At 74.6% G+C, this 23,403-nt stretch carries 24 protein-coding genes and 1 pseudogene; 12 read left to right on the top strand and 13 right to left on the bottom strand.

The genetic code is table 11. The annotated features are described in order from the left end of the window. Nucleotides 1–103: 103 nt before the first annotated feature. Both M3148_RS03105 and M3148_RS03100 read right to left on the bottom strand, forming a co-directional pair. Nucleotides 104–1,168, bottom strand: a pseudogene (locus tag M3148_RS03105) (serine hydrolase domain-containing protein); the annotation flags it as partial. Nucleotides 1,169–1,451: 283 nt separating this feature from the next. After that, a complete protein-coding gene (locus tag M3148_RS03100) occupies nt 1,452–1,892 on the bottom strand; it encodes a hypothetical protein (protein ID WP_251303180.1) in 441 nt (146 codons plus the stop codon). A gap of 54 nt (nt 1,893–1,946) precedes the next feature. On the opposite strand from M3148_RS03100, the gene M3148_RS03095 reads away from it, so the two are divergent. The 3 genes from M3148_RS03095 (at nt 1,947) to M3148_RS03085 (ending at nt 2,958) form a co-directional block, all read left to right on the top strand. Further along, nucleotides 1,947–2,168 (top strand): hypothetical protein, encoded by a 222-nt coding sequence (locus tag M3148_RS03095; protein WP_251303179.1) that lies wholly within the window; start codon nt 1,947–1,949, stop codon nt 2,166–2,168. 64 nt (nt 2,169–2,232) lie between these two features. After that, complete coding sequence (locus tag M3148_RS18890; protein ID WP_251303178.1) at nt 2,233–2,607, top strand: HNH endonuclease; 375 nt, start codon at nt 2,233–2,235, stop codon at nt 2,605–2,607. Between the two features lie 75 nt (nt 2,608–2,682). Next, nucleotides 2,683–2,958 carry a hypothetical protein gene (locus M3148_RS03085; protein ID WP_251303177.1) on the top strand — a complete coding sequence of 92 codons (276 nt, stop codon included), beginning with the start codon at nt 2,683–2,685 and terminating at the stop codon, nt 2,956–2,958. A 33-nt stretch (nt 2,959–2,991) separates the two neighbouring features. On the opposite strand, the gene M3148_RS03080 is transcribed toward M3148_RS03085, so the two are convergent. From M3148_RS03080 to M3148_RS03045, 8 genes are all read right to left on the bottom strand, one after another. Further along, nucleotides 2,992–4,263 (bottom strand): lanthionine synthetase LanC family protein, encoded by a 1,272-nt coding sequence (locus M3148_RS03080; protein ID WP_251303176.1) that lies wholly within the window; start codon nt 4,261–4,263, stop codon nt 2,992–2,994. Continuing rightward, entirely contained in the window at nt 4,260–5,192 is a 933-nt protein-coding gene (locus M3148_RS03075) for a T3SS effector HopA1 family protein (RefSeq protein WP_251303175.1), read from the bottom strand. Before M3148_RS03075 ends, M3148_RS03080 begins: the two co-directional genes overlap by 4 nt. Next, nucleotides 5,189–6,265, bottom strand: a complete 1,077-nt coding sequence (locus tag M3148_RS03070; protein WP_251303174.1) for an aminoglycoside phosphotransferase family protein — start codon at nt 6,263–6,265, stop codon at nt 5,189–5,191. Before M3148_RS03070 ends, M3148_RS03075 begins: the two co-directional genes overlap by 4 nt. Continuing rightward, nucleotides 6,265–8,139: a S8 family serine peptidase gene (locus M3148_RS03065; RefSeq protein WP_251303173.1), complete on the bottom strand. Its 1,875-nt coding sequence runs from the start codon at nt 8,137–8,139 to the stop codon at nt 6,265–6,267. The genes M3148_RS03070 and M3148_RS03065 overlap by 1 nt, the downstream gene beginning before the upstream one ends. 64 nt (nt 8,140–8,203) lie before the next feature. Further along, the gene (locus M3148_RS03060; RefSeq protein WP_251303172.1) at nt 8,204–9,028 is read right to left on the bottom strand and encodes an AfsR/SARP family transcriptional regulator; all 825 of its coding nucleotides are present in this window, start codon (nt 9,026–9,028) and stop codon (nt 8,204–8,206) included. Nucleotides 9,029–9,137: 109 nt separating this feature from the next. Continuing rightward, on the bottom strand, nt 9,138–9,338 hold the full coding sequence (locus tag M3148_RS03055) for a hypothetical protein (protein WP_251303171.1): 201 nt from the start codon (nt 9,336–9,338) through the stop codon (nt 9,138–9,140). 217 nt (nt 9,339–9,555) lie between these two features. Continuing rightward, nucleotides 9,556–9,753 carry a PH domain-containing protein gene (locus M3148_RS03050; protein WP_251303170.1) on the bottom strand — a complete coding sequence of 66 codons (198 nt, stop codon included), beginning with the start codon at nt 9,751–9,753 and terminating at the stop codon, nt 9,556–9,558. 19 nt (nt 9,754–9,772) lie between these two features. After that, nucleotides 9,773–10,768 carry a TIGR01777 family oxidoreductase gene (locus M3148_RS03045; RefSeq protein WP_251303169.1) on the bottom strand — a complete coding sequence of 332 codons (996 nt, stop codon included), beginning with the start codon at nt 10,766–10,768 and terminating at the stop codon, nt 9,773–9,775. 102 nt (nt 10,769–10,870) lie between these two features. On the opposite strand from M3148_RS03045, the gene M3148_RS03040 reads away from it, so the two are divergent. The 4 genes from M3148_RS03040 to M3148_RS03025 all read left to right on the top strand — a co-directional run bounded on the left by M3148_RS03040 (nt 10,871) and on the right by M3148_RS03025 (nt 15,180). After that, nucleotides 10,871–12,985, top strand: a complete 2,115-nt coding sequence (locus tag M3148_RS03040; protein ID WP_251303168.1) for an HNH endonuclease signature motif containing protein — start codon at nt 10,871–10,873, stop codon at nt 12,983–12,985. A 99-nt stretch (nt 12,986–13,084) separates the two neighbouring features. Then, a complete protein-coding gene (locus M3148_RS03035) occupies nt 13,085–13,723 on the top strand; it encodes a GyrI-like domain-containing protein (protein ID WP_251303167.1) in 639 nt (212 codons plus the stop codon). A 134-nt stretch (nt 13,724–13,857) separates the two neighbouring features. Then, nucleotides 13,858–14,271, top strand: coding sequence for a YccF domain-containing protein (locus M3148_RS03030; protein WP_251303166.1), 414 nt, complete (start codon nt 13,858–13,860; stop codon nt 14,269–14,271). 3 nt (nt 14,272–14,274) lie between these two features. Then, on the top strand, nt 14,275–15,180 hold the full coding sequence (locus M3148_RS03025; protein WP_251303165.1) for a Gfo/Idh/MocA family protein: 906 nt from the start codon (nt 14,275–14,277) through the stop codon (nt 15,178–15,180). Nucleotides 15,181–15,300: 120 nt separating this feature from the next. Here the strand turns inward: M3148_RS03025 and M3148_RS03020 are convergent, their stop codons facing one another. Continuing rightward, nucleotides 15,301–15,618, bottom strand: a complete 318-nt coding sequence (locus M3148_RS03020; RefSeq protein ID WP_251303164.1) for a hypothetical protein — start codon at nt 15,616–15,618, stop codon at nt 15,301–15,303. 166 nt (nt 15,619–15,784) lie between these two features. After that, the gene (locus tag M3148_RS03015) at nt 15,785–17,074 is read right to left on the bottom strand and encodes an endo-1,4-beta-xylanase (protein ID WP_251303163.1); all 1,290 of its coding nucleotides are present in this window, start codon (nt 17,072–17,074) and stop codon (nt 15,785–15,787) included. A gap of 103 nt (nt 17,075–17,177) precedes the next feature. Between M3148_RS03015 and M3148_RS03010 the strand changes: the two genes are divergently transcribed. Then, nucleotides 17,178–17,759, top strand: a complete 582-nt coding sequence (locus M3148_RS03010; RefSeq protein WP_251303162.1) for a GNAT family N-acetyltransferase — start codon at nt 17,178–17,180, stop codon at nt 17,757–17,759. Here M3148_RS03010 and M3148_RS03005 read toward each other — a convergent pair. Further along, on the bottom strand, nt 17,756–18,484 hold the full coding sequence (locus tag M3148_RS03005; RefSeq protein ID WP_251303161.1) for a competence/damage-inducible protein A: 729 nt from the start codon (nt 18,482–18,484) through the stop codon (nt 17,756–17,758). The genes M3148_RS03010 and M3148_RS03005 overlap by 4 nt on opposite strands. A gap of 150 nt (nt 18,485–18,634) precedes the next feature. On the opposite strand from M3148_RS03005, the gene M3148_RS03000 reads away from it, so the two are divergent. From M3148_RS03000 to rlmC, 4 genes are all read left to right on the top strand, one after another. Then, a complete protein-coding gene (locus M3148_RS03000; RefSeq protein ID WP_251303376.1) occupies nt 18,635–19,339 on the top strand; it encodes a 5-oxoprolinase subunit PxpA in 705 nt (234 codons plus the stop codon). After that, nucleotides 19,336–21,039 carry a 5-oxoprolinase/urea amidolyase family protein gene (locus M3148_RS02995; RefSeq protein WP_251303160.1) on the top strand — a complete coding sequence of 568 codons (1,704 nt, stop codon included), beginning with the start codon at nt 19,336–19,338 and terminating at the stop codon, nt 21,037–21,039. The genes M3148_RS03000 and M3148_RS02995 overlap by 4 nt, the downstream gene beginning before the upstream one ends. A gap of 43 nt (nt 21,040–21,082) precedes the next feature. Next, complete coding sequence (locus tag M3148_RS02990; protein ID WP_251303159.1) at nt 21,083–22,030, top strand: carbohydrate kinase family protein; 948 nt, start codon at nt 21,083–21,085, stop codon at nt 22,028–22,030. 205 nt (nt 22,031–22,235) lie between these two features. Then, nucleotides 22,236–23,360 carry a 23S rRNA (uracil(747)-C(5))-methyltransferase RlmC gene (gene rlmC / locus M3148_RS02985; RefSeq protein ID WP_251303158.1) on the top strand — a complete coding sequence of 375 codons (1,125 nt, stop codon included), beginning with the start codon at nt 22,236–22,238 and terminating at the stop codon, nt 23,358–23,360. Nucleotides 23,361–23,403 lie beyond the last annotated feature (43 nt).

The following is a 23,403-nucleotide window of genomic DNA, read 5'->3' as shown; positions in this document are numbered from 1 at the left end:
CGAAGGCGTCGAGCAGCTCGTCGCGCAGCAGGTACGCAGCGCCGTCGGCTCCCGTGCTGTTGAAGGAGAGGTACAGGCCGGTGCCGTCGTCGGGCCACAGCTGGAGGTGGGAGTGGAAGGCGGTCGTGTCACCGCCGTGGCCCACCACGCGGTGGCCGTGGCGCGACTCGTCGAACCAGCCCAGCCCCATGCGGGGTCCCTCCGCGAGGACGCCGAGCGTGCCGGGGTCGAGCGCCGGCTCCATCATGAGCTGGCGGGTGGCGGGGGAGAGGATCTCCTCGCCCTGCGGCTCGCCCAGGTGGACGAGCATGAACCGAGCCATGTCGGTGGCCGTCGCGCTCAGCGCCCCCGCCGGCGGCTGCCCGACGACCTCGAAGGGCAGCGGGGCCTCGTCGGACGTCGGGTACCCGAGCGCGACGTCGCCGGCGAGGTGCTCGGGCAGCGGCTGCGCGAAGGACGACGAGGTCATGCCGGCCGGCTCGAGCACGTGCGTCGCGACGTACTCCTCGAAGGGCACGCCGCTGACGGCCTCGACGACGTACCCGGCGAGGGCGTTGCCGTAGTTCGAGTACGCCGGGGTCGTGCCCGGCTCGAAGACCTGCTCCGGCGGGTCGGTGACGAGGGACGCGCGCAGGTCGGGTGTCGTGCCCGTGCCGATGAGGCCGGCGATGCGCTCCTCGAAGCCCGGCGTGTGGGTGAGCAGGTGCCGCAGGGTGACCGGATGTTCCAGGCCGAGGTCCAGCCCGGTGTACTGCTTGACGTCGGTGTCCAGGTCCACGTCACCGCTCTCGACGAGCTGCATGACCGCCGTCGCCGTGAAGAGCTTGGAGACCGAGCCGACCCGGAAGAGCGTGCGGTCCGGGTCGACGGGCGTCCCGGCGTCGACGTCGGCCTCCCCGAACCCGCGGGCGGTGAGGATCTCGCCGTCGTGCACGACGGCGACGGTCGCGCCGGCGATCCGGCCCTCCTCGAGGGCGGCGGGAAGGGCCTCGTCGAGCCAGGCGTCGACGTCCGAGCCCGTGAGCTCGGCGGTCGTCACCCGGGAGGAGACGGGCGGGTCGAGGCTCTCGGACGGGCTCCCGCACGCGGCGAGAGTGGCGACGACGCCCGCGAGAGCGAACGCGATCCGCTGGGCGGTGCCGCGACGGGTGCGTGGTGCCGTGCGCATGGTGTCCTCCTGGCGTCGCGAGCGTCCCGGGGGCTCCGAGGATGACCGGCTCGCGACCTGCTTTCATGCTGCTCGGCCCGCGCGCTCGCCCGCTTCCGGCGCGGTGGGGCATGGCGTCTACCACCTTTGGGGGAGGCGATCTGCTCCCGTGGTGTCAGGAGGCCCCGGGGCACCCGCGGCAGCTGAGCGCGCAGGGGTCCGCCGCAGCGCGGTCGCCTGGCACCGTGCCCGCGCGACCGGAGGGGCGGGACCCGACGGCCGCCCCTGACGTGCAGCCCTCGGGTCAGGCGGTACGCAGCACGAGCATGAACTGTCCACCGCCCGGCTCGACCTGGGTCGCGACGGGCAGGTCGGGAGCGAACCGGGACAGGCGGTCGACCAGCCAGGCGGCGGCCGCGTCGGCGTCCTCGCGGCTGGGGCAACGCGCCACGATCTCGCGGCCCTTCTTGCGCCGCAGCCGCTCCACGGTCCCCGCGATCGGCGCGGGGTCGACGACGAAGAGCTCGGGCGACCACGGCACCACCGGCTTGACGGCTCCCTTGCGCGTGTTGCAGGCACGGTGCGCGAGACGCTCGGTGCCCGGCGCCGGCTTCTTCGACGCGGAGGCGCCGAGGTCGACGCTGGGGCCGAGGTCGGAGTTGACCGAGGCGTCCGGGTCGACGGGCTCGTCGCACAGCCAGCAGCGCCACGAGTCGCGCTCGCCCACCGCGTTGAGGTTGCTCATGGACGAACCGTAGTCCCGCCTCCTGGCGCGCCGCTGACGCGGCCACGGCGTGACGTGCCCACGGAGCGGTGCCGGAACCCGAGCTGTCGGGGTGATCACCACAAGCACGAGTCCGCCCACGCCGTCGTCATCGAGGGCTACGACGCGGGCGCGTCCTTCCGCTCGACGCACGTCGTCGACTCGCGCACCACGGTGAGCGTCCTCGGCAACACCGCCGAGGGCGCGTGGCCGGTGATCGGGCCCCCCGCGGAGGCTGTCGACGCGTACGTCGCCTGATCCGCTGTCGTCGCCCGGCCGCGCTACGGGCGCGACGGCGTCCCGGCTGCGGCACGCTGGTCGCGTGCGGCAGCAAGCGCGGCGGACCGAGCGGCTCGACGCGGCCGTCCTCGCGCAGGGCGGCCGGTGCTTCTGGTGCGGCCAGGAGTTCGGGCGGCTCGTGGCGCCGACGGTGGACCACGTCGTCCCGCGCGCCAAGGGCGGGCCGTCGTGGGCGGAGAACGAGGTCGCCGCGTGCCGGCGGTGCAACGGCGAGCGGGGCCAGCGCTCGCCGGTGGAGTGGTTGGAGGAGTGTGTGCGCCGCGGGTGGCCGGCGGACGCGGCTGCACTCGGCGCCGTGCTCGACCGGCTCGACGCCGCGATCGACGTCCACGGTGGGCAGTGGCGTGCGCGTCCGTACCTGCGGTCCCAGCGCCGGCGGCTGGCGCGGGCGCGCTGAGCAGCCCTCGTCATGGCGAGATCCCGCGACCGGCCACCGCTTCACGACGTGCGCACGGAGTGGCACGATCGTGCCGTGAGTGGCGACAAGGACATGCCCGACACCGATGCCGTCCCGGAGCGACCTCGTGAGGAGTCGCCCGCCACTGGTCGTGTGGTGGTCGGTCTCGACGACCGTGCGCCTGCCACCGCGGTGGCGGCGGCACTGGGCGAGGCGGGCATGGCAGACGTCCACGAGCTGTTCGACGGCGTGCTTGTCGGTACCGGCCCGGTGGACGAGTCCTTCCTCGACCGTGTCAGCCGGATCGCCGGCGTCCGCTACGCCGAGCGCGACGTCCTCCACGACATCTGACCGCAGCCCCACGGGCGGCGCCCGCTCGACCGGTCACCAGCCGCCCGGCCCGGGCAGCAGCGGCGTGGGCGCCGGGGTGGCGCCCACCGCCCGGGCCAGGGCGAGCGCGATCCCGGCCGTGCCCGTCATGAGACCGGGCACCTCACCGGCGCCGGGTAGTCCGCACGGCCACTCTCCCGAGACGTCGCGCTCGGCCACGAGGATCGCCGCGACTCTCCGCGCGGCGGCCGCGTGCTCGGCCGCGCCGAGCGCGCGTGCCGCCACGGTGTAGAGCTCGGCCACCCCGCCGAGGCCGTGGCACGAGGAGCAGTCGCCGGCGGTTCCTCCGTGCAGCGCGGTCCCAGCGCTGACCGCGAGGTCCCGCGCCGCCTGCAGCGCGGCCGTCGCCTCGGCGAGCAGCCGGGGGCCGGGCGTGAGCGCCGCGAGGCGGAGCCGGCTGAGGCCGATCCCGATCCCGCCGTGGCACCACGCCGTCGTCCACCCGGTCGGCTCGCCCTGCGGCAGCCCGCCACGCAGGTCGGGCCACGCGCGGCGGTCCGGGTCGTACCAGCCTCGCTCGTAGGCGAGAGCGTCGGCGCAGGCAGCCTCGAGGCCGGCGGGCGCGCCGTGCGTGGCGGCGAGCTCCCCGAGGGCGAGCGCGATGCCCGCTGCCCCGTGGCCGAGCCCCAGCAGAGGTGGCCCCTCCGGGTCGGCCGGGTCCACCCACGCCGCCCCCCACACCTGCGGCCGTGCCGTGTCGACGAGCCGGGCCGCGGCCACCTGCGCCGTGGCGAGCAGCTCCTCCAGCGCGAGCTCGTCCGCCAGGGACGCGAGTCCCAGCGCCGCGCCGGCATCGCCGCTGATGAGGTCGCTCACCGAACCGTCGCCCCCCGCCACCGCGTGAGCGACATCCCGGGCCAGGGCGACGGCCGCGCGGCGCAGGTCGTCGTCGTCCAGCCTGCGGGCCGCGACCGCCGCCGCGTACGCGATGCCGCACGCCCCGTCCCAGTACCCCGGCAGACCGGCCGCCAGCAGCTCCGGCGCTCCGGCGAGGGCGTGCCTCGTCGCACCGCGCACCGTGGTGGCGAGGACCCCGTCCCCGGCCCGGTCGGCCGCCGTGCCGATGAGCGACGCCAGCGCGAGCGCGACGCCGGCCGTGCCGTCGTAGAGGTTCGTGCCGATGTCACCGTGACCGAGGACGGCGGCGTCGCCGTCGACCCCGACGACGATCTCCGCACGCCAGGTGACGCCGTCGTCGGCGGTTTCGGCACGGTCCACGAGGTCGCGGCAGATGGCGGCGGCGGCCTCGATAGGCCCGGCGCTCACGTGCCCGCCTCCCACGGGGTGCCGGGGTCGACGCCCGCGTCGGTGAGCGCGGAGAGGAGCCGGCCGGTGCGCTGCTCCACCGTTGCCGCGGCCCACCCGGCGGCGGACCGCTCGATGCCTGCCGCGAGGGCCCGGCAGACGTGCTCCCCAAAGGACAGGGTGGTGCCGGGGTCGTCGGCCCAGCTGACGCCGGGCCCGAGCGGACAGGTCAGCGGCGGGACCGGGTCGTCGAGCAGGCACTCGAGCGGTGCGTTGCGCAGCGCGTCGAGGACGGCCGGTCGGTCCGCCCGCCGGTGGTAGACGACGACGGCGTCCACCCGCGCGTACCCGCCCGGGAGGACCGGGCACTTGAGCTGGTGGCTGGTCCCGCCCAGGGCGTCGCCCACGGCCCGCACGACCCTGCCGACCGTCGCCGCCCGCGCGTCGAGGTAGACCCGACCGAAGGGCGGCTCGGGCGGCACGTCGGTGAAGGTCCACCAGAGCCCGCGCTCGGCGTCGACCATCTCGAGGGGCGCGAGCACCTCCACGAGCTCGCCCGGAGCGGGCGGGACGCCGGGGCGGGCACGAGCGACGTACTCGCCGCTGCGCACCTGCCGCACCGTCTCTGCTCGCTGCGCCATGACGCTGCCGTCGGGTGCGGCGGCGAGCACGACCCACGGCTCCGCGGCCGGGCGGTCGGCCGTCCGTGCCGCGCGCAGCACGGCGACGAGGGAGCCCGCGTGCAGCGGGGGGTCGGCGACGCGCGCGGGTCCGATGACGGCCGGGGGCTCGGTGTACCAGCGGGCGTAGAGCGCCTCGGCGAGGGTCGCCGCCCCGGGGACGGCCGCGGCCCACGCCGCGGGCTCGCCGGCGACGAGGCCTGCCAGCCGCTCGAGCTGGCGAAGGACGTGCGCGGGCGTCAGCACCGCCGTCGTCGCAGGGCGCGTCATCCTGGTGCCAGCGCCGACGCGACAGAGTCCCGGACGTCCGCCTCGTACGCGCACACCCACCGAGCGGCGCCGAGGAGGTGGACGACGACGGGGTAGGCGGCGTCACCCGCTGCGCCGGCGCACTCGATCGCCAGCTGGACCGTGCGTGCGACGAGACACAGCGTGACGCGGGTGGCGAGGTCGGCGTCGGTCGGGGTGCCGCCGTCGTTCGGTGTACGGGTCTGCGCCGGCCCGAGAGCCCAGGGCGCGCCGTCGGCGTACGCCCGCAGGAGCGCCCGCTGCGAGGCGTCGACCACCGGCGACGGCGTCGACCCGGTGAGCCGGACGTGGAGCGCGAGCGTGTCGGCCAGTGCCGAGCCCACGTCCCACGCCGGGTCACCTCGGCCCGACAGCTCCCAGTCGAACAGGGTCGTCCGCGGCCCGGGCGCGACGGCGACGTTGTCCCACTTGAGGTCGGAATGGACGAGGCACGCGGGGCGCAGCGCGTCCGCGGCTCGGGTGAGGGCGGCACCGAGAGCGACGTCCGCGACGACGGCGGTCCCGGCGTCACGCAGCGACGCGGACGTCTCGCCGGCGAACCACTCCTCGGGCGCTGTCCGCGGCAGGTGCACGACGCCGACGGCGGCTCGGCCGAGGAGCGGGACCTGCCTCGTCGTGGTGTGCAGCCGCGCCAGGGCGCGGCCCAGGGACGCCGCCACGGGGGAAGAGGGGAACCCGGGCTCCAGGCACCGGCTCGTGAAGAGGTGCTCCGCGGGCGCGGCGACGAGCGCGAGGACCTGCGCCCGCTCGTCGAGGTGCACCACCCTCGGGACCACCTCGGCCAGGCCCGGCACCCACGTCGAGAGCCGGTACACGTAGAGCTCGGCCGCCAGCGTCCGCCCACTGTCACGGGTGCGTTCCGAGGTGGCCTTGACGACGTACGCGGCACCGTCGGGCGTGGTGACGTGGCTGACGCGGTGGGAGCTGGACCGGTCCCACACGGGCGTGCCCGCGGGGACGGCCAGGCCCGCCGCCGCCAGCACGTCGAGCGCTGACGGCGGTGGCGCCACTGCTGCCTGGGCGGGGGCGCTCATCAGTAGGTGGTCCCGTAGGGGTCGAAGCCGTAGGGGTCGTAGTCCGACCAGCCCAGACCGTTCCCGGGCCCGAGCTCGGGTCCGCCGGGGCCGCCGAAGGTCGGGCAGCCGGCCAGGCTGGGACACCCGGCCAGACTGGGACAGACTCCCTGCGACGGACAGATCGCGCGGGACTGGCAGATGACGTCCGTGGGACAGATGGGCCTGCTGGGACAGGCGACCTCGGTGACGACGTTGCACATCGGCGGGGCAGTGGGGCACCGGACAATGACGCTCGGGCAGGCGGTGATAGGCCGGGAGACGCACCCCGTCACGAGCTGTGACGGGCACACGACCACGACCGACGGGCAGGAGAAGACGGGCCGGCTCGGGCACCGGATCGCGACCGACGGACAGGACAGGGCGACGGTGGGGCAGCGCACCACCACGGACGGGCAGGTGGTGATCACCAGGCTCGGTCGAGGCGGGAGCGCGGCCCGGACCGCGGCATCGGCCTGCACGAGACCGTGCCCGTACTGGTTGTTCGGGACCGAGTCACCCGGGTTGTCACGCAGCGGCCGGGCGGTCGTGCGGATGATGTTGCCGACCTCGGCCGCGGTGAGCGCCGCGTTGCGCGACAGGATGAGCGCGGCGACGCCGGCGACGTGCGGCGAGGCCATGGAGGTGCCGTTGCTCGTCGCGTAGGTGTTGTCCCAGTACGTGCTGCGGATCCCCGTGCCGGGTGCGGCGACGTCGACGTGCGGTCCGGTGTTGGAAGCTTGCGTGGCGCTCCAGACGGAGCGGGCATCGCTCTGGTCGGTCGCCGCGACGGCGATGACGTCGGGGTACGCGGCGGGGAAGTGCGGGGCGGCCGAGTTGTCGTTGCCCATCGCCGCCACGACGACGACGTTGCGGCTGACGGCGTAGGCGATGGCCTCGCGCTCGACCGTCGTGTCGGTGTACCCGCCGAGGCTGAGGTTGATGACGCGGGCGCCGTGGTCCGCCGCCCAGCGGACGGCCGCCGCGGTCGCCGCCGTCGAGCCCATGCCACTCACCCGGCCCGTCGCGGTCTCCCGGACCCGCGCCAGGCTGCGCAGCGGCATGAGCCGCACGTTCCACGCCACGCCGGCCACGCCGAGGGCGTTGTTGCTGAGCGCGCAGATGGTCCCGGCGACGTGGGTCCCGTGGCCCACCTCGTCCTGCGCGTCGTTGTCGACCCCGGTGAAGTCGCCCTCGAAGACCCACCCGGGCCTGGGGACGGTGCCGACGGGGAAGTCGATGAAGTCGCGACCGCCCACGAGCAGCGGAGCGAGGTCGGGGTGATTGAGGTCGACACCCGAGTCGATGACCGCGACGATGACCGACGGGTCCCCGGTGACGACGTCCCAGGCGGCCTCGCAGCCGATCCGCGTGAGCCCCCACTGGCTCGCGTACTGGGGGTCGTTGGGGACGGCGTCGGCCTCCCGCCACCGGTTCGGCTCGGCCCAGGCGACCGAGGCCAGCCCGCCGAGCCGCTCCGCCGCCTCGACGGGGGAGGTGTCGGCGCCGAACCGGACAAGCAGCGTCGTGTCCAGACCGAGGTCGTCGGCCACGGCGCTGCCGGCCACCAGCTGCGTCGGACCGGGGGCGTAGACCCGTGCCACGGAGGAGATGCCGAGGTCGTTCAGCGCCTCGGCGAGAGGCCCGCTCTCACCGAGCGCGCTCGCGTCCGCCCCCGCCGCACCCCGCAACGGCATCGAGGGGATGCTGAGCAGCTCGGCGGCCGCATCCACCTCCAGGGCGACGACGACCTCGCCGGGGATGACGTCGTCGTCCTCGGGCCCGATGATGGTCGGCGGCCCTCCCGGTGGCGTGGGCGGTTCGTGGTGCACGAGGTCTGAGATACGGCGCCGCATGCGAGGTCACCCTCCTTGGTGGGTTCGGATGCTGGCAGCATGCTCGGCCGGTGTCACCGCACCGTCACGCGATCGCTCCCGTCCGGCTCGGCTGGTCAGCGCCCACCGGAACACCGAGCAGGTGCGACGGGGACATCGACATGCCGCCGTCCTGGTCAGCCGCGACGACGAGGCGTGTCAGTCCCGGGCTGGGCTCGACACCCAGCTCACGGCGCACGAGCTGCCGGTAGTGCGCGTAGAGCCGCCGCGCCTCGACGACGTTGTTCTCGGCAAGGTGGGCCTCGATGAGGACCCGTTGCGCGCTCTCGCGAAGCGGCTCCATGCCCACCGCGTCGATCGCCGCCTCGACGGCCTCCGCACACCTGCCGAGAAGGACGAGCTCCCGGCTCAGTTGCTCCAGAGCGTGCAGCAGGCGCTGCCGTACCCGCTCCCGCTCGAAGCTCACCCAGTCGTCGTACCACCCGGGGAGGAGATCGAGGGCGTGGACGTCCCACGGCGGCAGGTGGAGGTCTGCGGGCGTCGCGTAGCCCGCGACGAGCCGCGTCGCCCAGTCGCTGACGGTCGCGACGTCGGAGGTCGTGTCCGGCCGCAGCCACAGGGACCACTTGTCCGCCTCGACGACATCGATCCCCGCTCGCCTCAGCCGCCACAGCGCGGAACGGAGGTTGCCGGCCGCTCGCTCATCGTCCCCGTAGGGCCACAGCGACCCCGCGACGAAGCGCCGGTCCAGCCGTCCCGCGTGCAGCGCGACGAAGACCAGAAGTCGTTTGCTGCCTTCCGGCACCTCGACGTGCCGCCCCGCCGCGACGACGTACGGACCGCAGAAGAGGCACAGCTCACCCGGGACCGGACCCGTGGTCCTGCTCGGAGAGGGTGCATGCTCGCTCATGGTCGGGCCTCGCTCGTCGACGGTCACGACCGTAGGCCGCCGGGCGTCACTCGAGCGTTACTGGGCCGTCGCACGGGAGCTCGAGGTCCTGCCCGTGGTGCACGAGCGCTCACTCGTCCCCGGCGACCTCCTCGAGGAACGCCTCGACGAGCCGGACGACGTCCTGGGGCGCCAGGGTCACGGTCTTCCGGGGCGGCGCGCTCGTGCTCAGGTCCCCGAGGATCGAGACGGTGAACAGCTGACGTCCCGGTGCCTGCTGCTCCGCCCGGATGACGCACATCGCCGCCCGTCCTGCGTCGTCGCGGCTCACCAAGCCGGTTCGCCCGCTTCGGTCCCGACCGCGATCGCGACCGCGACCGCGGCCATGGCGGCACGGGCTGGTGCGGCGAGGTGACGCCGGTCGCCGTCCGCGAGGCGGATGTGCACCGCCGGCCCGGTGGGTGGGCGCTGGAGAGGACCCATGGCGGTCATCATCCGCCCGTGCCGTCACGGTGCCGTTCCGCGTGGCGCGGCCGGCCCAGGGGTGGCTACGGCCGGGGCCGGCCTGACGCGGCGGCGTACCAGCGCCGGAGGACGTCGAGGCGCTCAGTCGACCGGGGGAGGCGCACCGCTTCGCCGTCGTGGCCGACCAGCTCGACGAACGACTCTCCCCACTTCGCCGTGGAGCAGACCTCGGAGATCTCCTGCCAGCGGTAGGTGCGCCGTCGCAGCTCCTGGTGGTGCACCCGTCGGCGTCGTCGCGGGTCAGCCCAGGCGCCGGCGGCCACCGCCGCGTCGCTGCCCGCGCGCCCGCCTCACGAGGTCCGGTGCCGCCAGCTCCCACGTCGGGTGGCGGAAGGTGAACCCGGCGTCGGCGAGCCGCCCGGGAAGGACCCGCCGGCTCTTGAGGAGCAGCTCGGTGTCCGTCCGCAGCGCGAAGGCACCGACCTCGGCCATGAGCCGGGTGGCCGGCAGCGCGAGCGGCTGTCCCCACGCCCGTCGCAGGACGCGCATGAACTCGCGCTGCGGGAGCGGCTGGGGTGCGGCGAGGTTGACCGGGCCGTCGATGTCGTCGCGCTCGAGGAGCAGCTCGACGGCGCGCACGAAGTCCTCCTCGTGGATCCACGAAACGTACTGCCGACCGCCGTCGACCGCACCGCCCAGGCCGAGCCGGACCATCCACGACATGTAATCGAAGACGCCGCCGCGGTCCGGCGTCATGACCATCGCGGTGCGCAGGGCCACGCGGCGGGTGGCGGGTGTGTCGGCCTCGGCCTGCGTCTCCTCCCACCGCCGCGCGATGCGCACGCTGTACTCCCAGTAGAGGGGGACGTCCGGCTCGTCACCGCCGATGACGCCGGTGCTCTCGTTGTGGGGGAGATCGCCGGGCCGGCTGCGCGCGTCGGCGTAGATCGTCGCGGTGCTCATCTGCAGCCACACGCGCGGCGGACGCTCGGCCCGGGCGATCGCCTCGCCGACGGCGCGCGTCGAGTCCACGCGTGAGGACATCATCTGGCGCAGGTTGGCGTCGGTGTACCGGCAGCTCACCGACCGGCCTGCGAGGTTGACGACGGCGTCGGCGCCGTCGATCTCCCGCGCCCAGGGACCTACGGTGCGTCCGTCCCAGACGACGTGGCGGACACCTTCCTCGAGCCGTTCCGGCCGGCGGCTGAGGACGACGACGTCGTCGCCTCGCGCCGCCAGTGCCCGCCGCAGTGCACCACCGACCTGTCCGGTTCCTCCCGGGATCACGATCTTCACGGCGTCGAGCGTAGCGGCCGACGGCGGACCGTCCGGATCGTTGTCCACACCCCTTGCATACTCGAACGTGTGTTCTATATCATAGGGGAAGGAGGGCGAGCGATGACACTGAGCGAGCGAGAGGACGTCGACCCGGACGGCGACGCGCCGCGCGGGTCGGAGCCCGAGGGGTTCGCCGAGGCTCGGGTGGCAGATCTCCTGAGCAGGCTCGCCCCCGACTCGCCCTTGCGCTCCGCCGACCTCCTCCCGCCCACCGAGTGCGACCCGCTCGTCCACGCCGAGTTCGCCAGCTTCCGGCTCCCGAAGTACGCGGAGGAGGAGGCCGCCGACTGGCCGCGGCAGATGGTCGCCGAGCTCCTGCCCGTCCCGCAGGCGCTGGGGGACTACCTCGAGCACCTGCCGCCGGGGCCGCGGCTAGCGCAGCTCCTCGACGTCGTCGAGACCGCCGAGGACGTCGACGACTACTCGCTCGTCGAGGTCGTCGCCGCCTACCGGCGGATGGAGTCGTGGGCGGCCGCACGCACCGCCCGCGCGGCCGCGGCCCTCAGCAGGCGGCCCGCACTCAACCCCACGTGGCCCGGGAAGGTGCCCGGCCGGGACCGGGGCGAGTGCGTCGTCGGTGAGGAGCTGGCCATGCGCCTGCGGACGAGCCGCCAGAGCGCGATGCGGATCGTCTCCAACGGGCGCGGGTTCGAGGGGCTCTTCCACCTCACCGGTGAGGCGCTGGAGGACGGACAGATCGACTACCCGCGCGCGCAGGCGATCGTCAAGGCGCTCGAGGACCTTCCCTCCGACGTCGCCATGGCGGCCCAGTGGGAGGTCGTCGACAAGGCTCCCGGCCGCACGCTCCGCCAGCTGCAGAACGATCTCTCACGAGCCGTCATCGCGGTGGACCCAGACCACGCGGACGAGAGGCACCGCCGCGCGAGGCAGCGGCGCTGCGTGTCCCGCCCCCAGCCGCTGCCCGACGGCATGGCGCGGGTGTCCGCCACGGTCCCGGCCGCCGACGCCATCGCCTTCGACCTCGCTCTGGACTCCGTGGCCCGGTCCGCCAAGCATCAGGGGGACAAGCGCACCCTCGACCAGCTCCGCGCCGACGCGTTCGCGCTCATGGCGCACACCGCTCTCGCCTGCGGCCACATCGGCCCGGACGCTGCCCTGCGCGTGTGCGGTTGCGGGGTCATTTCCGAGCCGCCCGACGGCTCCCCGCCGTCCCCACCTCCGCCGGGTGCTTCACCACCTGGAGTAACAGAGGCATCGCTCCCACTGGGTGCTCCACCGCCTGAGATTCGGGGCACCGCGCCTCCACCGGGTGCTCCAGCGCCTGAGGTTCGGGGCACCGCGCCTCCACCGGGTACGCCAGCGCACGAACCGGACACCCCGACACCGGCCCGCCCCGCCGCGTCTCCGGTCATCTCCTGCCCGCCGTACCCTGGGCACCGGCTCCCCGGCGGACTCCTGCCCACGATCCGGCTGGGCACGCTGGGCGGCAGCAGGGTCGACGTGCGGATCACCGTCCCGCTCGGCGACTACCTGCCCGCGCCGGGGGAGCAGAGCCCGCTCGAGCGGACCACCGAGCCGGTCGCCGAGCTCGAGGGGTACGGACCCGTCCCACCGGTCATCGCCCGGGCGTTGGCGGCCGGCGGGGTGTGGCGCAGGCTCGTCACCGATCCCGCGACGAATCAGGTCATCGACGTTGGACGCACCCGTTACCAGCCGGCGACCGCGATCGCCGAGCTCGCCCGGGAGCGTGATCGCACCTGCGCCCGCCCCGGCTGCCCGTACCCCGCACGGCACAGCGAGCTCGACCACGAGCACGAGTGGCAGCACGGTGGCGTCACCTCCGTGGATAACACCAACCCCGAGTGCGGTCGGGACCACGCCGTCAAGACCATCGGTGCCTACACCGTCGCCCACGGCTCCGACCGGACCTACGCCTGGGCCGGTCCCGTCGGCCACGGCTACCTCCGCCGCCCGGACGGCACGATCGTCACGATGCCCCGTCGCACCGCCGAGGAGCTGCGGGAGCTGGGACGGCAGTCCGTCAGGCAGCGCAGGGCGATCGACCCCGCGTTCGTCGACGGTGTGCTCGCGCAGATCTCCGCCGGTACCGACAACAGTGGCAGCTGGGCACCGCCGGGAGGACTCCGGGCGGCCTCGCCGTGGCCCGGGGCCGACGGGCCGTCATGGGCAGCCGACGACGAGCCCCCGTTCTGACGGGCACGGCGCCGAGACGAACCGCGTCCCGCGCCCTGGCGAAGCCGTCCACCCCCTGTCACCATCTGTGCACCACTGGAACGACCCGAGAGGCCGGCGATGGCTGAGTCGACGCCAGGAACGAGCAGGACGGACCTCAAGAAGACCTTCGACGGCTACCAGGCCAGACGTGGGGAGTTCCGGGTCCTCGAGATCCCCGAGCTCCGCTACCTCATGGTCGACGGCCACGGCGACCCCAACACCGCGCCCGCCTTCACCGCCGCCGTCGAGACCCTCTACCCGGTGGCGTACGCACTGAAGTTCGCGAGCAAGGAGCAGCTCGGCCGCGACTACGTCGTCCCGCCGCTCGAGGGGCTGTGGCGGGCGAGCGACATGGACGCCTTCACCTCCGCCCGTGACAAGTCCCAGTGGGACTGGACGCTCCTGCTCCTCGTCCCGGACTGGGTCCCCACCTCCCTCGCCCACGACACGGTGGAGCACGTGCGCACCACCAAGCGCCCTGCCCTCATCGACGAGCTGCGCGTCGCGCCGCTCGCGGAGGGCACCTGCGTCCAGACCCTCCACGTCGGCTCCTTCGACGAGGAGGGCCCCGTCCTCGACCGCCTCCACCGCGAGGTCCTGCCCGAGCGCGGCCTGCGCCCCACCGGCACCCATCACGAGATCTACTTCAGCGACGTGCGCCGGGTCGCACCCGAGCGGCAGCGCACCATCCTGCGCCAACCGGTCGCCCGGACCTGACCACCACGCCCGACCGTCACGAGACCGCCACTCCGCGCGACCACCTCACCATCCCGGGCCCGCGTGACCGCCATCCCCAACCGCTGCGCCTCGCAACCCGTTCCGGCCAGCCCCCGTCCCGCTACCGTGGTCCCATGCGCACCATCGGCAACGTCCTGTGGCTCCTCCTCGCCGGCTGGTGGCTCGCGCTGCTCTACGTCGTCGCCGGGGTCATCGCTTGCATCCCCATCATCACCATCCCCTTCGGCATCGCCTCCTTCCGGCTCGCGAGCTTCGTCCTGTGGCCCTTCGGCCGCCGGTCGGTCTTCCGCCGCGATGCCGGGGCCCTCGCCCTCGTCGGCAACGTGCTGTGGATCCTCCTGCTCGGCTGGGAGCTCGCCGTCGCGCACCTCCTGGCCGGCCTCTTCCTCTGCCTCACGGTCGTCGGCATCCCCTTCGGCATCGCGTGCTGGAAGATGGTGCCCCTCGCGCTCCTTCCGCTCGGCCAGCAGATCGTCCCCGTCCGGGACGGTTCGGCAACGCTCGCTGCGCCCGTCGGGAGGGCCTGACCGGTGCGCGTCGCCGTCATCGGCCTCGGGGACATCGCGGCCAAGGCCTACCTGCCCGTCCTCACCGCCACCCCGGGCCTCACCCCGGTGCTCGTCTCCCGCCGCCGCGAGACGGTCGACGCCGTCGGTGAGCGCTACCACATCGCGGACCGCTTCACGGACCTCGACGCCGCGATCGCCTCCGGCCCGGACGCCGCCACGGTCCACGCCCCGACCGATGCGCACGCGCAGATCGTCGAGACGCTGCTGCGCCACGACGTGCCGGTCCTCGTCGACAAGCCGATCGCCCCGCACCTCGAGACCTCCGCCCGGCTCGTCGCGCTCGCCGCCGAGCGCGGAGTCTCCCTCGCCGTCGGCTTCAACCGCCGCTGGGCCCCCGCCTACCGCGCGCTCGGCGACTGGCCCGACCGCGACGTCGTCACCCTCCACAAGCACCGTTCCCACCCGCTCGGTGAGGCGCGGCCCATGGTCCTGGACGACTTCATCCACGTCCTCGACACCCTCCGCTTCCTCGTCCCGTCCATCCTCGAGGACCTCACCGTCTCCGTCCGGCACGACGACGCCGGCCGCACCCGCCGGGTGGCGGTGCAGTTCACCGGGGAGGGCCGCCTCGCCACGGGCGTCATGAGCTGGACGTCGGGCGGTGCGCACGAGCTGCTCGACGTCGTCGGCGACGGGCGCCGCAGGCAGGTCACCGACCTCGCCGACGTCGTCGACCACGACGGCGGGGAGCGGCTGGTCCGCCGCGACGGGTGGCGTCCGGCCACCGAGCTGCGCGGCTTCGACGCCATGTGCGCGGACTTCCTCGGCGCCGTCCGGGAGGGCCGGCGGATCGACGCCGGCGACGCGCTCGTCACCCACGAGCTGTGCGAGCGGGTCATCGCCGCAGCGGCCACGCCGCCGGCCTGACCGGCGCGGCACACGCTCCCGGAACCGCAAAGCTAGCGGCCTTCTCGTCGACGTGGCCAGGCCCCGGTTCAGCCTGTTCGCCCGACGACGAGACCTTAAGGTGCGGGGGTGGGACGCGGCCTACAGCACCCAGCACAGCATCGTCCCGGCGGCGCCCAGCCACACCCAGCCCGGCAGCCCGAGCGGCAGCTCCGGCTTCCGGCCGCTGAGCTCGCGCCACGCGCGGTGGACGAGCGGCCACGTGGCGGCGAAGAGCGCACCGCCGAGCAGCGGCCCCCATCCGGCGGCGACGAGCCGCACGACCCAGGTGAGGCCGAGCACCGCGGCGCCGGGTACGAGCGCAGCCACGACGACGAGCGTGAGCAGCATGGACGGGACCTGCTGGTTCGGCGACGGGTCCTCGGTCTGCTCGGCGCGCAGGTGAGGGACGTTCGACATCCGGATCACTCCCTAGCAACCCAGGGGCGTGGCGAGAGCGTCGCCGACGCCCTCGTTCCGGTACGGATGGCCCCGGGGAGCAGCGCTCGACGGCCGGGACTACCCTCATGATGCCACCGGCTAGGCCGGCGGCCACGCAGCCACGGGATCACGGCGTGCCGTGTCGCTACCGACTCAGCCGCACCTCCGCGGCGGTCGGCCCGGCGGCGTCCAGCGCGAGGGCCGCGGTGGCGCCGTCGGCAGCCACCGAGTAGTCCCCGAGGAAGCCCGAGACCCGCACGCGCCCCTCCGCGTCGGTCCGCAGCGTCGTCGCCGGCAGCCACCACTCCTCCTTGAGGAGCCGGCGCAGCGCCTCGTACCCGGGCTTGGGCGTGCCGTCGCTCCGGACGAGGCCCGCCGGGGCGCCGAGCCAGGCGCCGTCGTCGGTGAGGCCCCAGTAGGTGATGGCCTGCACCGAGGGGTGGGACAGGAGGGAGCGATAGTGCCGCACGACATCCTCCGCCTGGCGCTCCTCACCCTCGGGCGTCGAGGGCCACGACGGCACCCGGTAGTCGTTGAGGTCGACGATCTCCGGAGGCATGAGGTCGCCCGAGAGGAGCGTCGTCTCGGTGAGGTGGAGCGGCAGCCCGAAGCGTGCGAAGCGCTCGACCATGGCGAGCATCTTCTCCTCGCCCCAGTAGCCCTGGTGCATGTGGGTCTGCAGCCCGAGGGCGTCGACCTGGATACCGGCCTCGAGCACCTCCTCGATGAGGCGCTCGTAGTCGGCGGAGAGGTCGAAGTCGTTGAGCAGGAGGGTCGCGGAGGGGTTGGTCGCCCGCGCCTCCTCGAAGGCGAGCCGGACCGTCGGGACCCGCCCCTGCTCCCGGCACAGGCGGGTGATCGCGTTCTCGTGCTCCTCGTTGGCGAAGACAGGCATGATGACGACCTCGTTGATGGCGTCCCACGTGTCGATGACGCCGGCGAAGTCACCGACCTCCCGCCGGATCCGGCCGCGCAGCGTCTCAGCGACCTCCGCCGTCGGCAGCGCGCGCAGCCAGTCCGGCGCGAGGGTGTGCCAGGCGAGCGGGTGGCCCTTGACCGTGACGCCCCGGTCCTGGAACCAGCGCGCAGTGCGCAGCAGGCGCTCGGTGTCCGGGCGCCCGCGCTCCGGCTCGAAGCCCGCCCAGTAGAAGGGCAGCGTCGCGGTGGTGAAGACGTCGAGCCACAGCGCCGCGAGGTGCTCGCCCTGGTCGGGCGCCGCCCCGCCGAAGACGTTGTCCACCTGCCCGGACGTCTCCCCGTTGGCGAGGGGGATGAGGTCGAAGCCGATGTTGCCGAAGGCGAAGCGGTGGCGGACCTGCTCGACGGTCACCTCGGTGTCCGTCAGCGGCACTCCGTCCGCGTCTCGCACGGTGAGGGTCGCGTGCGCCACGCGGTGGGCCAGGGAGGGGTCGACGGGGGAGGGGGCGGAGGGCATCATCGGCGTCTTCCGGGTCGGGGGAGGGCTGGCTCGACGCTACCGTCCCGGGCGGCGCGGCGGGCCCCTTCCGCCCGGGCCGCGCACGGCGCATCATGGCGCCATGGCGATCGAGGTACGCCCCGCCGTCGTCTTCGAGGACGTCGCGACGATGGTCGGCCCGAAGCGGCCGGACGCGAACGTGTGCTGGTGCCTGAGCTACCGGCTGCCGTCCAAGGAGCACCTGTCCCTGCGCGGCCCGGACCGCGGGGAGCGGGTGCGTCAGGTCGTCGCCGAGGACCCGCCGCCCGGGGTGCTCGCCTACGACGGCGACGACGTCGTCGGCTGGGCCGCCGTCCACCCGCGCGCGGACACGAGCTTCGCCCGCAACCGGCGGATCCCGCACGTCGACGACCTGCCCGTGTGGTCGCTGTGGTGCGTGCGGGTGCGCCCCGGCCACCGCGGTCACGGCATCGTCCACCACCTCGTCGCGGGCGCCGTCGAGCTCGCGCGGTCCTACGGCGCGCCCGCCGTCGAGGCCTACCCCGTGGACAACGACGGCGCGCGGGTGGACCTCACGATGGCCTACGTCGGCACCCGGGCCGTCTTCGAGCGCGCCGGCTTCGTCAAGGTCGCCGACACGAGCTCCGTGCTGAGCGGCTTCCCGCGCGTGCTCATGCGCCGCGACCTGCGGGACGGGTCCTAGTGGAGCGAGGCGCGCAGCTCCTCGAGCCGCGCGACGGCGTCGTCGAGCAGCGTCTCGTCGGTGCCCCTGACGACGACGTTCGTCCCGCGCAGCTGCCCCTCGGAGAAGGGGTAGGAGCCGAAGCTTACTCCCGGCATCTCCTCGACGAGCTGCCGCAGGCCCGTGGCGATGCGCCCCTCACCGACCTCGAAGCGCACCTCGCGCGAGCGGATCGGCACCCCGGCGGCGAGGGTGGGCAGCAGGGCCCCGAGCATGGCGACGAAGATGCTCGGCACGCCGGCCATGACGTGGACGTTGCCGATGGTGAAGCCCGGCGCGCCCGAGACACGGTTGACGATGAGGCGCGCGCCGTCGGGGATGCGGGCCATGCGCAGCTGGTCGGCCGTGGGGGTGGCGCCCCGGGCGGCGAACGCCTCCTCGAGGAGCGCCCGGGCATCGGCACGGACGTCGATGCTCACCCCGAACGCGGCGGCGACGGCGTCCGCGGTGATGTCGTCGTGCGTGGGACCGATCCCGCCGGAGGTGAAGACGTGGGTGTACCGCGCCCGCAGCGCGTTCAGCGCCTCCACGATGACGTCGTGGTCGTCCGGGACCACCCGGATCTCGGCGAGGTCGATGCCCACCCGCGTGAGCTCACCGGCCAGGTGGTAGGCGTTGGCCTCGCGGGTGCGTCCGGAGAGGATCTCGTCGCCGATGACGAGGATGGCGGCAGTGGGGTTCGACATGAGCACAGCGTGCCGCCGCCCCGGCCGCTCGCACAATCGGAAGGGTGCGGCGGATACGCTGCCGCCCAGCGGAGACCGCCCGCCCGAAGGGAGCCCCCAGTGCCGATCGACCTCAACGCCGACGTCGGGGAGTCCTTCGGCGCGTGGACGATGGGCGACGACGCCGCGATCCTGCGCGTCGTCACGAGCGCCAACGTCGCCTGCGGCTTCCACGCCGGGGACCCGCGGACCGCCCGCCGCACCTGCGCCCTCGCCGCCGAGGCGGGCGTGGCCGTGGGGGCGCACGTGTCCTACCGCGACCTCGCCGGCTTCGGGCGGCGCTTCCTGGACGTCGACCCCGGCGAGCTGACCGACGAGGTCGTCTACCAGATCGGGGCGCTGCAGGCGCTGGCCGCCGCGGCCGGCAGCGCGGTCCGCTACGTCAAGCCGCACGGCGCGCTCTACAACGCGATCGTCCACCACCGCGCGCAGGCCCGCGCCGTGGCGGCGGCCGTCCGTACCGTCGACCCCGGGCTGCCGATCCTCGTGCTGCCGGGCACCGTCATCGAGGAGGAGGCGCGCGCCGCCGGCCTGCGCCCGGTCGTCGAGGCGTTCGCCGACCGCGCCTACCTGCCCGACGGCACCCTCGTCCCGCGCTCCCGGCCGGGCGCCGTCGTCACCGTCCCGCAGGAGGTGGCCGACCGGGTGGTCCGGATGGTGACCGAGGGCACCGTCGCGGCCGTCGACGGCACGGCCGTGCCCGTCCGGGCACAGAGCGTGTGCGTCCACGGCGACACCCCGGGCGCCGTGGCCATCGCGACGGCGGTGCGCGAGGCCCTCGACGCCGCCGGCGTCCCGGTGACCGGATTCCGGTGACCGGCCGCGCGGTCCGCCCGGTGGGGGAGCGGGCGCTGCTCGTCGGCTGCGCCGACCTCGCCGAGGTGCTCGGCCTGCACGCCCACCTCACCGCCTCACCACTGCCCGGCCAGGTCGAGGTGCTCGCCGCCGCCCGCACCGTCCTCGTCAGCGTCAGCGACCGGCCCGCCCGCGACCGGCTCGCGCCCGTGCTGCGCAAGCTCGAGGTGACGTCCGCGCCCCCGGCGGCCGGGGACGTCGTCGTCATCGACACCGTGTACGACGGCGCGGACCTCGCCACCGTGGCCGCGCACACCGGCCTCAGCGTCGAGGCCGTGGTCGCGGCCCACTCGGGGGAGGAGTGGACGGCCGCCTTCGGTGGCTTCGCACCCGGCTTCACCTACCTCGTGGGGCCGACGACGCTCACCGTGCCGCGGCGAGCCAGTCCGCGCACTGCGGTCCCGGCCGGGGCGGTCGCCCTCGCCGGCCACTTCTCCGCCGTCTACCCGCGTTCCTCGCCTGGTGGCTGGCAGCTCGTCGGCCGCACCGACGCGCCCATGTGGGACCTCGACCGGCAGCCGCCGGCGCTGCTGCGGCCCGGTGACCGGGTGCGGTTTCGCCCGGTGCGCGAGCGCGTCGCCGGACGCGGTGCCGACCCGGGGGCGGCCACCGCTCCGGCACCGGAGAGCAGCGCACCCGCCGGTCCCGCCGACAGGACCGGCACGCCCGCCCGCTCCGACCGGGGCACTGACACCGCCGCGGGCCGGGCTGCGGGCGCAAGATTCTCTGACCCCACCGCGAGCGGCGCAGGCTCCAGACCTACCTCCGCCCTCACCGTGGTGACCGCCGGTGTGCAGAGCCTCGTGCAGGACCTCGGGCGTCCCGGCCTGCTCGACCTCGGCGTCAGCCCCTCCGGCGCCGCGGACCGCGGCTCCGCACGCCAGGCCAACCGCCTCGTCGGCAACGACCGCGCCGCCGCCGTCGTCGAGACCGTTCTCGGTGGCCTCGAGCTGCGCGCCACCGGCCACCACGTCCTCGCCGTCTCCGGTGCCCCAGTACCCCTCACGCTCTGGCACGACGGCGAGGAGCTCGCCCACCCGCCGACCGACACCCCCTTCCTCGTCCCCGACGGGCACGTCCTGCGGCTGGGCCCGCCGGCGGTCGGCCTGCGTGCGTACGTCGCCGTCCGCGGCGGCGTCGCCGTGCCGCTCGTGCTCGGCAGCCGCTCCACCGACCTGCTCTCCGGCACCGGGCCGCCGCCCCTCACCGCCGGCAACGTCCTGCCGGTGGGCCCCCCGCCCGGCAGCGCCGTCGGGCAGCCCGAGCCCGCCCGCGTGCGGTCCGGCGAGGAGCTGACCGTCGGCGTCGTCCTCGGGCCGCGGGCGGACCGGGTGACCGCAGAGTCCCTCCAACGGCTGCTCGGCCAGGCGTGGACGGTCACCGACCGGTCCAACCGGGTCGGTCTGCGCCTCGACGGCGCGCCGCTCGAGCGCGTGGACGACGCCGAGCTGGAGAGTGAGGGCACCGTCGCCGGAGCGGTCCAGCTCCCCTCGGACGGCCGTCCCGTCGTCTTCCTCGCCGACCACCCGGTGACCGGCGGCTACCCCGTCCTCGCCGTCGTCCGGGACACCGACCTCGACGTTCTGGCTCAGGCCAGGCCCGGGGACCGGCTACGCTTCCGGGACGCCACGTCGCCTTGCGCCGACGCGGCACAGCCGTAGGTTGTGTGAGGAAGCACCATCAACATGGGGGGTAGGACGCCGCATGGGCGACGCCGAGATGACCATCGACACCGACCAGCAGGAGCGCTCGGCGCCGACATCGGTTCCCTCGCACAAGGCTCCGAGCCAGGCCACACCCCTGCGCCGCACGAGCACCGACCCCACGCTGGGTGACGGCCGGAAGCCGCCGACAACCCTCGGCTGGGCGCCCACCCCCACCCTCACCGACCGCCGAGTCCTCGACTCACCCGCCTTCGTCGTCGTCGACGACGTGGCGAGCCGCGACGCCGCGGGCGCGCTCGTGGCCGAGGGCCTCGAGCGGCTGGGCCGCCCCGTCGTACGCATCCCGGCCGACGGCACCGGCCCACGCAACCGCCGCCAGTCCGGGCCCTTCCACCATCCGCTCGTCGTCCACGTCGGCTCGGCCGGCGCGGTGCGTGAGCCGTCCGCTGACAGCGTCGCCCGCACGGTCAGCGCCTACCGTCCCGGCGCGACGATCGTCTACGAGCCGGGCCTGCGGGGCGAGCTGCCCGGCCGCCGCGAGGAGGTGCGGGCGCGCGTCGAGGCGCTGGTCACGCGCGCCGACGTGGTCATCGCGACCACCGCCGACCTCGAGATGCTCTACCCCGGCGAGGCACGCGAGAGCGTCCTGCGCCGGTGGGTCGGGGCAGGTCCCGGCACCGTCATCGTCTCCGCCGCCGGTGAGGGCGCGTGGGCCGCCAACGCCGTGGGCGTGACGGCCACCGTGCACGGCCGCGGTGCACAGGACGCCGGCGAGGCCTTCGTCGCCGGCGTCATCGACGGGCTGTGGAAGGGCGGGCTCCTCGGCGTCGCTAACCGTGCGGACCTGCGCACTCTCGTCTGGGGCTCGCTCCACGAGCTCGTCGAGCACGCTGTCGTGGCGGCCTCCGTCGCCGCCCGCTCCGACGGCCTCGGCCCCACCCGCGAGGAGCTCGACGCCGCCCGCGGCATCCCCCGGCTCGGCCGCTGATCCAGCCCGGCGCGATGCGGCCCGGGGCGATGCGGCCCGGCGCGATCCGTCGCCCCTTCGACTCCCACCAGGGCGTCAGAAAGTGCGACGGCTGATCGGGAAGTGCGCCGCCAGCTGCTGGGGAACCCGGGCCGGGCGGCCGGGGTCACGAGGTGACGGATCTCTACTGCGGCTGCGCCACCCCCCGCCGTACGCTGGAGCGGCCATGCAGTGCTCCTACTTCGACGCCGCCCGCTGCGGCTCGTGCACCCTCATGGGCCGCCCCTACGCCGAGCAGCTCGCCGGCAAGCAGGAGCACGTGCGCACGCTGCTCGCCGCGCACCGCGGGCTCGGCTGGCTCCAGCCGCTGGCCAGCGCGGAGGCCGGCTACCGGAACAAGGCGAAGATGGTCGTCGGCGGCAGCCTCGCCGCACCCACGCTCGGCATCCTCGACGCCGAGGGCCGCGGCAACGACCTGCGCGCCTGCGGCATCATCGCCCCCGGCATCCGGGGCGCCTTCGAGGCGCTCACCGGGTTCATCACGACGGCGGGCCTCACCCCCTACGACGTCCCGACCCGGCGCGGGGAGCTGAAGAACCTCGTCGTCACCGAGTCCCCGCACGGCGAGCTCATGGTGCGCTTCGTCCTGCGCTCCTCGGAGGCGCTGCCGAGGGTCCGCAAGCACCTCCCAGGCCTGCGCGCAGCGCTGCCGCGCCTCGCCGTCGTCTCCGTCAACCTCCTGCCCGAGCACAAGGCCATGGTCGAAGGGGCGGAGGAGATCGTCCTCACCGAGCAGCAGACCCTCACGATGCGCCTGGGAGAGGTCGACCTCCACCTGCGCCCGCAGGGCTTCTTCCAGACGAACACGGCTGTCGCCGCCGCCCTCTACGCCCAGGCGAGCCGGTGGGTGGAGGAGCTCGCGCCCTCGTCGGTGTGGGACCTGTACTGCGGCGTGGGCGGCTTCGCCCTCCACTGCGCAGCGCCGGGACGCGAGGTCGTGGGCATCGAGACGAGCGAGGCGGCCGTCGCCGCGGCCGAGCGCAGCCGCCTCGACGCCCGGCTCGAGTCCGTATGCTTCCTCGCCGGGGACGCGACGGCCTTCGCGCTGTCCGCCCCGGAAGCCCCCGAGCTCGTCATCGTCAACCCGCCGCGGCGCGGCATCGGCGCCACCCTCGCCGGCTGGCTGGAGGAGTCCGGGGTCCGCCACGTCCTCTACTCCAGCTGCAACGCGACCTCCCTGGCCCGCGACCTCGCCGCCATGCCCTCGCTCGTGCCCGTGCAGGGCCAGGTTCTCGACATGTTCCCCCAGACTTCGCACGCGGAGGTCCTCGTCCGGCTCGAGCGCCGCTGAGCCGTTCCTGCTGCTGCGCACCGTCCGCCGTGGCAGGCTCCCT

This window comes from Georgenia satyanarayanai (assembly GCF_023715365.1).
GTDB lineage: Bacteria > Actinomycetota > Actinomycetes > Actinomycetales > Actinomycetaceae > Oceanitalea > Oceanitalea satyanarayanai_B.
The sequence above is the reverse complement of the archived record's forward strand: the minus strand, read 5'-3'. Positions and strand labels throughout refer to the sequence as shown.